Origin of the sequence: Amycolatopsis sp. NPDC059657 (assembly GCF_042734395.1) — a bacterium.
Taxonomy (GTDB): domain Bacteria; phylum Actinomycetota; class Actinomycetes; order Mycobacteriales; family Pseudonocardiaceae; genus Amycolatopsis.
This window is the reverse complement of record NZ_JBHWEB010000027.1, coordinates 1-11030: the sequence shown is the minus strand read 5'-3', so window position 1 is coordinate 11030 and position 11030 is coordinate 1. Positions and strand designations below refer to the sequence as shown.

Below are 11030 nucleotides of genomic sequence, written 5' to 3'. Positions count from 1 at the left end.
CCAACCAAACATCAGCGGTGTGGGCCCCCCCCGGCAAAACCCGGCGGCAACACTCACGAGTCCCTGAGAGTTCGGCCAGGTGGCCGTCGCCCTCGCGGGGCCGATTGGGGGAGGCTGGAGCGACCGCGCCAGGGGAGGTCGCCGATGGACGTGTCACCCAGGATCGTGACCGCAGCCACCTCGAATGGCTGGCGCCTGGTGTTCCTGCCCTGCGTGCCGCGCTATCTCGCCGCGAACGCCGTCGGTGGCGTGGCCGTCCCGTTCCTGCTGGCGACGCCGGTCGTCCTCTCGCTGGTGGTGCCACTGGTCTGGGTGTTCTTCGGGTTTTCCGCCTTCTGGCACACCGCGTTGGTGCTCGGCGTGGTGCTGGGCGTCGCCGGGATCGTGGTGGCGACCGTGGTGGTGAGGATCGAGCTGCGTGCGGTGCGCTGGGTCGAGTTGCTGCCGGAAACCGGGACACTGCAGGTCAAACGGGTGGTCGGCGAAACCCGTGTGCCGGTCGGGCAGGTGCGGCGGGTCACGGTCATCGAACGTGTCAAGCTCGGGAAGGCCTCCGGGTTCGACGTCGAGTTCCACACGGAGCGCGAGAAATTCTCCTGCCCGAGGGTGAAGGGCGATGGCGCGGGACGTCTGGTGGACTGGTTGCGGGAGCAGCTGCCCGCTGTGGCCGTGGAATCCAAGCAGGCCGTCGAGCGCACATACGTTACGAGCGACCAGTGGTGGCCGCGCCGCCAGGTGGCGGCGATGTGGGAGGTGCCTGCCGAAGCCGTGCCGGCGCTCGCCGGTCACCTCGGCGTCCGCAGCCACCTGTTCCTGTCGCGAGCCGCGGCCGTGCACGGGAACCTCACCCCGGCCGACCTGTACGACCCTGACGACGTCCACGAGATCGCGGCGCAGCTCAAGGAACCCTCGGTGGCACGGAAGGTCGCCGCGCTCATGCTGCAGCGACTGACCAGCCTCGCGAACAACAAGACGACGGATGCGTCTTCCGAGCGGATCGCCATCCTGCTGCCCGACACCGAGCTGGCCGAGGCCTACCGCAGGGCGTTGCGGCTGACCGCCGCGAGCGAGCCGGATCCGCACGTGGCTTACGTGCAGCACTGGCTTTGCCGCGCGGTGCGGGGCGAGCCGCGGCCCGAGTCGGGCGCGGCGGCCCCGGCCGATCTCGTCGTCGACACACTGGCCACCGCGCCCGTATTAAGGCCTCGCGAGGTTTAGCGGAGCCGCACCACCCGCAGCGCGGGCGAGCTCAGGATGTCCCGCTCGCAGAACCGCCCGCGCACCAGCGCTTCGGCGAGCGCGCCCCGCCCCGCGACGCCCGCGACGGCGTAAAAGTGCCGGTAGACGTCGAGTTCACGGATCGGCCGCAGCCACGCCGCACCACGGCAGGCCGGATCGGTGATCTCGTCTTGCGCGAGGTACTTGTTGTACCCGTCGACGTACCCCGCGACGAGCTTCCTGACCTCGGGCAGCGGGCCCTGCGGCGACGGCTGGGCGAGCAGTCGTTCCACCACGCCGGAGTCGTTGAGCCGCTGGAAATGCAGGTCACTGGTGAGGTTCGTGCGCGCGCCACTGAGCGCGTCGTTCCCCTGGCCGTCCGGCCCGAGGAACCGGGACCGCTCCACTCAACGTCAGGTACCCGTTGGCCAGCTCGCAGATGTTGTCCTTCGCGGCGGCGAAGCCGTAGCCGTAGCCCAGGCCGTCGAAGGAGCGCGCGACGATGTGGGGGACACCGTGTTCGGTGTAGCGGATCGTGGCACGCGGTTCGTTGCCTGCCGACGCGGGCGAAGTGAGCAAGGACATGGTGGTCAGCACACAGGCCGCCAGCACTGGGACTCGCATGCTCCCGAAGCTAGCCGGTTCATCAGCCGGAAAGCCGCCGTTGGCCCGCTGGCCGCCGAGCCGGGATACAAACCGCGCATGACCGAACCGACTCGCCGTACCCTGCTGCGCGCAGGTGTCCTGGGCGCCGGAGTGCTCGCCACCGGAGCACTCCGCGCCCCGCTCGCGGGAGCGTCCCCGCTGGTACGCCCCCGGCCCGTGCTGACACACGGCGTGCAGTCGGGTGACGTGACCACCGGCTCCGCCATCGTCTGGACGCGCGCGGACAAGCCGTCGCGGCTGATCGTGGAGGTCTCGCGCGACGAATCCTTCCGCCACGCGCGCCGGATCCGCGGGCCGGTGATGAGCCCAAAGACCGGCGGCACCGGCAAGGTCCGCATCCCCGGCCTGCTGCCCGGCACCGAGTACCACTACCGCGTGGTCGCTGACGACGACCGGACCCGCAGCGAGCCGCTGACCGGGCGGTTCGGCACGGCACCGCTGCCGTTCAGCCGCCGTGACCTGCGGCTGGTGTGGAGCGGTGACGTGGCAGGGCAGAACTGGGGCATCAACCCCGAGCGCGGCGGCATGACCATCTTCTCCGCGATGGCGGCGCGGAACCCGGACCTGTTCCTGCACAGCGGTGACACCGTGTACGCCGACGGGCCGCTGACCGAGACCGTCGCGCTGCCCGGCGGGCGGACCTGGCGCAACATCGTCACGCCCGAGAAGTCGAAGGTCGCCGAGACGCTCGACGAGTACCGCGGCCAGCACTCGTACAACCGGCTCGACGAGAACCTCAAGCGCTTCACCGCGTCCGTGCCCAGCTACGTCCAGTGGGACGACCACGAGGTCGTCAACAACTGGTATCCCGGCGAGATCCTCAACGACCGCCCCGAATACACCGAAAAGCGCGTCGACGTGCTCGCGCCGCGCGCGTTCCAGGCGTTCCACGAGTGGCACCCGATCGACCGGCGCGAGGCCGTCGACGGGCGGGTCTACCGGCATTTCCGCTACGGCGCGCGTGCCGAGATCTTCGTGCTGGACATGCGGACGTACAAGGACGCCAACCCCTCCGACCGCGCCAAGCCGGGCCACATCCTCGGCGACAAGCAGGCGCGCTGGCTCGTCGACGCGCTCGACCGCAGCACCGCGACGTGGAAGATCATCCAGGCCGACCTGCCGATCGGGCTGACCGTGCCGGACGGCAAGGACATCGAAGGCGTCGCGAACGGACTGCCCGGCGCGCCTGGCGGCCGCGAGACCGAGCTGGCCTGGGTGCTCAGCGAGATCCGCAAGCGCAAGGTGCGCAACGTGGTCTGGTTGACCGCGGACGTGCACTACACGGCCGCGCACGAGTATTCGCCGGACCGCGCGACCTTCCAGGACTTCGATCCGTTCTGGGAGTTCGTTTCCGGGCCGCTCAACGCGGGCGCGTTCGGGCCGAACACGCTCGACCCGACGTTCGGGCCGCAGGCCGTGTTCGTGCACGCGCCACCGGCCGCGAACACCTCGCCCGCCGACGGTTTCCAGCATTTCGGCGAGATCAACATCGACGGATCCAGTGGCGCGCTGACCGTCGACCTGCGTGACGCCACCGGCGCTTCGCTCTGGTCGAAGACCCTGCAGCCGCAGCGTCGCTGACCTGCCGGATAAGCTCCGGGCGAATACACGAAATCCACCCAAGGAGAAATACCGTCGTGACTGAACGCACCCTGGTTCTGGTCAAGCCCGATGGCGTCGAGCGCGGCCTGGTCGGCGAGGTCGTCTCGCGGATCGAGCGCAAGGGCCTGAAGCTGGCCGCGCTGGAACTGCGCACCGTCGAGCGCTCGGTCGCCGAGGAGCACTACGCCGAGCACAAGGAGCGCCCGTTCTTCGGTGACCTCCTCGAGTTCATCACCTCGGGCCCGCTCGTCGCGCTCGCCGTCGAGGGCCCGCGCGCGATCGCCGCGTTCCGCCAGCTCGCCGGCGGCACCGACCCGGTCGAGAAGGCCACCCCCGGCACCATCCGCGGCGACTTCGCGCTGGAGACCCAGTACAACCTGGTGCACGGCTCGGACTCGCCGGAGTCGGCCGAGCGCGAGCTCAAGCTCTGGTTCCCCGACCTCTGAAAGACTCGTGAGTGTTCCCGGCGGTTCTAACCGTCGGGAACACTCACGACACCTTGGAGGCCATGTCATGCCGCTCGCGCCAGCCGAATACCTCCCGCACCTGCGTCACCTGGTGGGGGAGTTCGAACGCGTCGTCCGCACGGGCGACGCGGACGCTCCCGTGCCGTCCTGCGGCGACTGGCGGCTGCGCGACCTGGCGATCCACCTGGGCAACGTGCACCTGTGGGCCACCAAGATCATCGTGACCGGTGAGCCGCAGCCGCAGGAGTTCGACAGCGACCCCGGCGGCGAACTCGCCGACTGGTACGGCAACGCCGCCCGTGGCCTGCTCGAAGCACTCGGCGACGCCGATCCCGCCGCGCCCGGCTGGCATTTCGGTCAGGGCGAGAAGGTCAAGGGCTTCTGGTTCCGCCGCCAGACCCAAGAGGTGGCCGTCCACCTCTTCGACGCCGCGAACGCGGTGGGGGAGCAGCTCGACCTGCCGCCGGTCATCGCCGCCGACGGCATCGACGAGGTGCTGACGACCATGCTGCCACGGGTCACCCGCTGGCACACCCCGCCGCCGCTGACCACCGCGCTTTCCTTGCGCGCCACCGACACCGGCGACTCCTGGTTCCTCGCCGCCGTCGAAGCGGGCGAGGTTCCCGCCGTCACCGAAGCCGATGGCGAACCCGGTTCGATCGCCCAGGGCACCGCCCAGGACCTGCTGCTCCTGCTCTGGCAGCGGTACTCGATCGAGTCCGTCGAACTGTCCGGGGACGCCGCCGCTGCCACCGCGTTCCTCACCTCCCGGATGACGCCCTAGGCCGTTCGGGGAGCGTTCACCCGCAGGCCTTCTCACAGCCCTCCTGATCAGGTGAGCTTGTTCTCAACCATTCACTCGATGCTGGGGTAGCTCGTGAAGAAGTCACGCCTGCTTGCGCTCACGGCCGTGCTGGGGTCCGTCCTCACCGCGCCCGCCACCGCCGACCCGTTGTCCGCCCCGCTCGGCCCGCCGCCCGTCGAAGCCGCGCCGGCGGCCTCGTCGGCGCACGAGGGCCCCATCACCTACGCCACGGCCGAACCCGACGACGGCCTGCTCACCAGCAGCGCCACCTCGCCGGTCGCGCCGGGACTGAACCTCACCGAGTTCGACCGCTACGACCCGCTCGGCTGGATCCGCGGCGACACCCTCGCCGTCGATCTGACCGTGAAGTCGTTGCGCCCCACGTATCTCAGCCCTGGGACGGTCTCCGCGAGAACACCGCTTTCGCAGCAGGTCGGCCGGACCGGCTCGGTCGCGGGCGTCAACGGCGACTTCTTCGACATCAACGCCTCCGGCGCGCCGATCGGCGTCGGCATCGACAAGAGCCAGCTGCAGACGGCGCCCGCGTCGGGGCACAACCTCACCGCGTCGGTCACCGAAGCAGGCAGGGCGCGGCTGGCGGAGGTCTTCCTCGAAGCGTCGGTCACCCTGCCGGGCGGCCAGGTGCTGACGGCGTCGAACTTCAACAGCCCCGAGGTCGCTTCCCTCGGCATCTACACCCCTTTGTGGGGCACGTCTTCGCGGCGGACGGCGGTCACCGGGGCGACCAGGGTTCGCGAAATCGAGCTGCGCGGCGGTGTGGTCACCGCGGTGCGCACGCAGCCCGCGGACGGCCCGATTCCGGCTGGCAGCACGGTACTTCTGGCCAGGGACGCCGGAGCCGACGCGGTGAGCGCGGTACGAGTGGGCGACCAAATTGGCGTCAGCTTCGCGCCACGCAGCGACGCCGGGAAGATCGCGGTCGCGGTCGGCGGCAACAAGGTGCTCGTCAAGAACGGGCAGATCCAGCCGGTCGACTCGGTCGCGATGCACCCGCGCACGGCCGTCGGGTTCTCGGCGGACGGCCGCAAGATGTGGCTCGCCACCATCGACGGCCGCCAGATCGACAGCCGGGGCATGACCGAACTCGAACTCGCCAGGCACATGAAGTCGCTCGGCGCGTCCGACGCGATCAACCTCGACGGCGGCGGCTCGTCGACGCTGATCGCCCGCGAGGAAGGCGAATCCGCGCCGACCGTGCACAACTCGCCCTCCGACGGCGGCGAACGTGTGGTCCCGAACGGCATCGGTTTCGCGACGACCGCGGGCAGCGGTGACCTGACCGCGTTCGCGCCGCGCCCGGTCGAGGACACCGCCGACGCCCGCCGTGTGCTGCCCGGCTTGACCCGCAAGCTGGTTGCGGGCGGTCATGACGAAACCGGCGCTCCCGTCGAGGCCCAGCCGCAGTGGTTCACCACGAGTCCGGCGCGGGGGAGCGTCACGCGAGGCGTCTTCACCGCGCACGAGCCCGGTGACGTCGAGGTCCGTGTGGGACAAGGGCTCGCGCGGGGGCGGCTCGGGCTTTCGGTGCTGGGCAAGGCGGTCCGGCTGGCCACGAGCACCGAGCAGGTCGCGCTCTCCGGCGCTTCGGCACGCGGCACGTTCAAGGTGTTCGGCTACGACACGGACGGCTACGGCACCTGGCTCGAGCCGGACGACGTGAAACTCGACTACGACCATTCGGTCGTGCGCGTCGAGCCGTCCGGCGACGGTTTCGCCGTGACCGCGTTGAAGGCGACGGGCGCGTCGGTCATCACGGCGACCGCGGCAGGCCTGTCCACGCATCTCAGTACTTCGGTGGGCACCGAGTCCCGTATCGCGTCCGGTTTGGACGGTCCGGCCGGGTGGAGCGCGAGCGTCTACCCCGCGGTCGTCGGCGCCGCGCTGTCCGAGGCGCCGGGCCACGACGGCCAGGGACTCGCGCTGGACTACCGCCTGACCGGCACCAACGCCACGCGCGCCGCGTATGTCACCGCGGCCGTGCCACTGGCTGTTCCAGCGGGTACGCAGAAGATCGGCCTGTGGATCAACGGCGACGGCAAGGGCGCCTGGGTCCGCGGCGAACTCCGCGACGCCGCGAACGTCCCCTCGATCGTCGACTTCTCGTTGAGCGTCGACTGGACCGGCTGGCGCTACGCCGAAGCCGTCTTGCCCGCCGCGCTGCCTGCCGGGCAGCGGCTCACCCGCTTCTACGCCGTCGAGAACATCCCGGACCAGCAATACGAAGGCCGCCTGGTCTTCGACGACCTGACCTTCTCGGTCGCGCCATCGGCCGAGGTGCCCGCCGACCCGCTCCCGCACGACCCGGCACTCGGCCTGGCGGGCACGGGCGGCCTGCGCATCGCCGTCGTCAGCGACGCGCAGTTCACCTCGGACAACCCGGCCATGGTCGGCCAGGCCCGCCGCGCGCTCCGCGAAGCCGTCGCGGCCAAGCCCGATCTCGTCCTCATCAACGGCGACCTCGTCGACCGCGGCACCGCGCCCGACTTCGCGCTCGCGAAAACCGTGCTGCTGGAGGAACTCGAGGGCAAGGTGCCCTGGTACTACGTCCCCGGCAACCACGAAGCCGACGGCGGCCACGGGCTCGCCGAGTTCCAAGCCGCCTTCGGCGAGACCCATCGCGTGGTCGACGTGCGCGGGATCCGTTTGATACTCCTGGATTCCTCGCGCGGCACCCTGCGCGGCGGCGGCTTCGACCAGGTCCGCCTGCTGCGCACGGCCTTGGACGGCGCACAGCGGGATCCGGCGGTGCGCGGTGTCGTGGTCGCCATGCACCACCCGGTCCAGGACCCGAGCCCGACGGGCGGATCCCAGCTGACCGACCGCAAGGAAGCCTCGCTCCTGACGTCGTGGCTCACCGATTTCGAGCGTGCGTCAGGGAAACCGGCAGGCGCGATCGCTTCGCACGCCGGCGTCTTCAGTTTGTCGCGTGTGGACGGTGTCCCGTACCTGATCAACGGCAACTCGGGCAAGGCGCCGGCGGCCGCGCCCGGCGACGGCGGTTTCGTCGGCTGGACACTCGTCCGCATGGATCCCGCCGATTGGCGGGAGCCCGTGCGGTTCGAGACTCGGCCGAACGTGGACTCGCTGAGTATTTCCGGGCCTGCCGCTCTGGCTCCTGGTGGCACGGCGCCGGTGTCGGCTGTGCTCACCCAAGCTGGGCGGCAGGTGCCAGTGGGATACCCGGTGAGCGCCGCGTGGACGGGCGCGTGGGGAACCCGCATCGGCTCGCGGACCGCGCCGTGGGACATCGCGGCGTTCGACCCGGCGACGGGCGTGCTGACGGCCATCCGCCCCGGCACGGCTCGCCTGACGGTCACCGTGAACGGGGTGAGCCAAACCCTGACCGTGCAGGTCGGGTAAAAGGGTCGTGAGCGTTGCGGGCGCCATCTCATGTCGGCTGAGCGCACAAACGCCACTTATGCAACGCTCAGCGACACATACGCCCCGTTCGTTCCTGCCCAGCCCGGAGTAGCCGCCCGCACCGCGCATGAGGTCTGACCTGCGGAAATGTAAAGCGGTCGAAAGTGTCGGTGGTGGGTCCTAGGCTGCGAAGCGTGGATCACGACGAACCGATGGTGCAGGCGAAGGCATTGGTGAAGCGTTTCGGCGAGTTCGAGGCCGTGCGCGGGATCGACGTGCAGGTCAAGCGGGGCGAGGCGTTCGGGTTTCTCGGGCCGAACGGGGCAGGCAAGTCGTCGACCATGCGGATGATCGCCACCGTCTCGCCGCGGTCCGACGGCGACCTCAAGGTGCTCGGCATGGACCCGAGCGTCGACGGGCCGAAGATCCGCGCGAGGCTCGGCGTGGTCCCGCAGCAGGACAACCTCGACACCGAGCTCACCGTCCGGCAGAACCTCCAGGTCTACGGGCGCTACTTCGGGCTCTCGCGCGCGCATGTCAAGGAGAAGGCGGGGGAGCTGCTGGAGTTCGCGCAGCTCTCCGACCGTGAGCACGCCGAAGTGGAATCGCTCTCCGGCGGCATGAAGCGCAGGCTGACCATCGCGCGCTCGCTCGTCAACGATCCCGAGTTGCTGCTGCTCGACGAGCCGACCACCGGGCTCGACCCGCAGGCCCGGCATCTGTTGTGGGACAGGCTGTTCCGCCTCAAGGCCAACGGGGTCACGCTCATCATCACCACGCATTACATGGACGAGGCCGAGCAGCTCTGCGACAGGCTGGTCGTCATGGACAACGGGCGGATCGTCGCCGAGGGCTCGCCGTCGGGGCTCATCGCGAAGTACTCCACCCGTGAGGTGCTGGAGCTGCGGTTCCCGCCGGGCGAAGCGCCGCCCGACCTGAGCCGGTTCGCCGAGCGGGTGGAGGTGCTGGCCGACCGGGCGCTGCTCTACACGCCGCAGGGGGAGACCACCTTGGAACGGGTGCACGCCGAAGGGTTCCGGCCGGTGTCGAGCCTGGTCCGGCGCAGCAGCCTGGAGGACGTCTTCCTCCGCCTCACCGGCCGATCGCTGGTGGAGTGATGACCACCGCGCGGTCGACGGGCCGGGTGCCGGGTGCGTGGGCGGGCGCCTTGGCGCAGCTCGAGGCCTACTGGACCTGGTACCGGCGCTACTGGAAGGCGACGCTGTATTCGAGCGGCCTGCAGCCCGTGCTGTTCCTCGGCGCGATGGGCCTGGGCTTCGGGTCACAGGTGCAGGCCGGGCCCGCCACCGGCGGCCTGCCGTATCTGCAGTACATCGCGCCGTGCCTGCTCGTCGCCGGCGCGATCCAGTTCGCCGTCGGCGAGTCGACGTACGCGGTGCTGTCCGGCTTCAAGTGGCAGCGGCATTTCGTCGCCGCCACCGCGACCCCGGTCAGTCCCGGTCAGGTGTGCGGCGGGCACGCGCTCTGGATCAGCCTCCGGCTGCTGCTGGCCGCGGTGACGTACGCGGTGGTCGCGGCGTTCTTCGGCGCCTGGGCCAACGCCGGGGTGCTGCTCGTGATCGTGATCGGCGTGTTCGCCGGGATGGCGACCGCCGCGCCGATCATGGCGTTCGCCGCGGCGACCAATGACGAGGGGGAGCGGTTCGGGATGCTGTTCCGCTTCGTGCTGATGCCGATGATCCTGTTCAGCGGCACCTTCTTCCCGATCACCCAGCTGCCGCTGTTCCTGCGCTGGCTCGCCTGGCTTTCCCCGCTGTGGCACGGAAACGAGCTCGCGCGCGGAGTCACCGGCGCCGGACCCGGAGCGCTCGCCATGCTCGGCCACTTCGCCTTCCTCTGCGCGCTCGGCGGCGTGGGCGCGTACCTGGCCCGCCGGAACTTCTACCGTCGGCTGGTGGTCTGAGATGAACGTGCTCGAACAGACCGGACGCCGCGGGCTGCTGCTGCGCGTGCTGCCCGCCGCGATGTACGCGGGCCGGGCGAGCGCGCTCGTGGAACGGTCGATCCTCGTCTACTCCCGGATCTGGCTGATGTTCCTGTCCGGCGCGCTGGAGCCGGTGCTCTACTTGCTGGCCTTCCAATACGGCTTCGGCAAGCTGGTCACCGAAGTCACCGGCCCCGGCGGGCAGACGATGAGCTACGTCGCCTTCGTCGCGCCCGCGCTCATGGCGTCGGCGGCGATGAACGGCGCGGTGTTCGACTCCACATACAACATGTTCTTCAAGCTCAGGCACTCCAAGCTCTACGACGCGGTCCTGTCGACCCCGATGGGCCCGTTCGACGTCGCGATCGGCGAAATCTCGTGGGCCGTGGTGCGCGGCGGGATCTACGCGCTCGGCTTCCTCGGCGTGATGGCGGCGATGGGCCTGGTGCACAGCCCTTGGGCACTCCTGCTGGTGCCGGTCGCGCTGCTCATCTCGTTCGCGTTCGCCTCGATCGGCATGGCCGGCGCGAGCTTCCTGCGGTCGACCTCGCAGTTCGACTACATCCAACTCGTGCTGATGCCGTTGTTCCTGTTCTCGACGACCTTCTACCCGCTGTCGGTCTACCCGGACGCGCTGCAGGCCGTGGTCCGGTGTTTCCCGCTGTACCACGGTGTCGAGCTGATGCGGTCGCTCTCGGTCGGTGTGCTCGAACCGTCCATGCTCGGCAATCTCGCCTATCTGCTGGTGATGGCCGGGCTCGGCATCTGGGCCACCTCGAAGCGACTGGGCCACCTGCTCCTGAAGTGAAACCTCGGGCAAGGAGTCGTGAGTGGTACGGCCGGTTCTAACCGGTCTAAACAAAAACCACGACCCCCGCCGCCGCACGGGCGGCGACACCCCCGAGATCTCCACCGACGTAGGCGACCCCGCACACCACCAGACCGC

At 69.9% G+C, this 11030-nt stretch carries 8 protein-coding genes and 1 pseudogene; 8 read left to right on the top strand and 1 reads right to left on the bottom strand.

Annotated features, from left to right (window positions below; genetic code table 11):
- The first annotated feature begins 144 nt into the window (after positions 1-144).
- Complete coding sequence (locus ACFV15_RS17140) at positions 145-1218, top strand: hypothetical protein (protein WP_378351422.1); 1074 nt, start codon at positions 145-147, stop codon at positions 1216-1218.
- Here the strand turns inward: ACFV15_RS17140 and ACFV15_RS17135 are convergent.
- Positions 1215-1803: pseudogene (locus ACFV15_RS17135) on the bottom strand (penicillin acylase family protein). The gene ACFV15_RS17140 and the pseudogene ACFV15_RS17135 sit on opposite strands and share 4 nt — an antisense overlap.
- Positions 1804-1920: 117 nt before the next feature.
- Between ACFV15_RS17135 and ACFV15_RS17130 the strand changes: the two are divergent.
- The 7 genes from ACFV15_RS17130 (at position 1921) to ACFV15_RS17100 (ending at position 10892) form a co-directional block, all read left to right on the top strand.
- Positions 1921-3465: an alkaline phosphatase D family protein gene (locus ACFV15_RS17130; protein ID WP_378351421.1), complete on the top strand. Its 1545-nt coding sequence runs from the start codon at positions 1921-1923 to the stop codon at positions 3463-3465.
- Between the two features lie 56 nt (positions 3466-3521).
- Positions 3522-3932, top strand: coding sequence for a nucleoside-diphosphate kinase (gene ndk, locus ACFV15_RS17125; protein WP_091291695.1), 411 nt, complete (start codon positions 3522-3524; stop codon positions 3930-3932).
- 67 nt (positions 3933-3999) lie between these two features.
- Positions 4000-4737: a maleylpyruvate isomerase family mycothiol-dependent enzyme gene (locus ACFV15_RS17120; RefSeq protein ID WP_378351420.1), complete on the top strand. Its 738-nt coding sequence runs from the start codon at positions 4000-4002 to the stop codon at positions 4735-4737.
- A 93-nt stretch (positions 4738-4830) separates the two neighbouring features.
- On the top strand, positions 4831-8139 hold the full coding sequence (locus tag ACFV15_RS17115; protein WP_378351419.1) for a phosphodiester glycosidase family protein: 3309 nt from the start codon (positions 4831-4833) through the stop codon (positions 8137-8139).
- 212 nt (positions 8140-8351) lie between these two features.
- Positions 8352-9257 (top strand): ABC transporter ATP-binding protein, encoded by a 906-nt coding sequence (locus tag ACFV15_RS17110; protein WP_378351492.1) that lies wholly within the window; start codon positions 8352-8354, stop codon positions 9255-9257.
- Positions 9257-10063 carry an ABC transporter permease gene (locus tag ACFV15_RS17105; RefSeq protein WP_378351418.1) on the top strand — a complete coding sequence of 269 codons (807 nt, stop codon included), beginning with the start codon at positions 9257-9259 and terminating at the stop codon, positions 10061-10063. Before ACFV15_RS17110 ends, ACFV15_RS17105 begins: the two co-directional genes overlap by 1 nt.
- A gap of 1 nt (position 10064) precedes the next feature.
- Complete coding sequence (locus ACFV15_RS17100; RefSeq protein WP_378351417.1) at positions 10065-10892, top strand: ABC transporter permease; 828 nt, start codon at positions 10065-10067, stop codon at positions 10890-10892.
- Positions 10893-11030: the final 138 nt, after the last annotated feature.

What these genes read in the sequence shown, in the direction of transcription:
- ACFV15_RS17120 (WP_378351420.1), top strand. Translation starts at nt 4,000, where the DNA reads ATGCCGCTCGCGCCAGCCGAATACCTCCCGCACCTGCGTCACCTGGTG.
- ACFV15_RS17130 (WP_378351421.1), top strand. Translation starts at nt 1,921, where the DNA reads ATGACCGAACCGACTCGCCGTACCCTGCTGCGCGCAGGTGTCCTGGGC.
- ACFV15_RS17140 (WP_378351422.1), top strand. Translation starts at nt 145, where the DNA reads ATGGACGTGTCACCCAGGATCGTGACCGCAGCCACCTCGAATGGCTGG.
- ACFV15_RS17105 (WP_378351418.1), top strand. Translation starts at nt 9,257, where the DNA reads ATGACCACCGCGCGGTCGACGGGCCGGGTGCCGGGTGCGTGGGCGGGC.
- ACFV15_RS17110 (WP_378351492.1), top strand. Translation starts at nt 8,352, where the DNA reads ATGGTGCAGGCGAAGGCATTGGTGAAGCGTTTCGGCGAGTTCGAGGCC.
- ACFV15_RS17100 (WP_378351417.1), top strand. Translation starts at nt 10,065, where the DNA reads ATGAACGTGCTCGAACAGACCGGACGCCGCGGGCTGCTGCTGCGCGTG.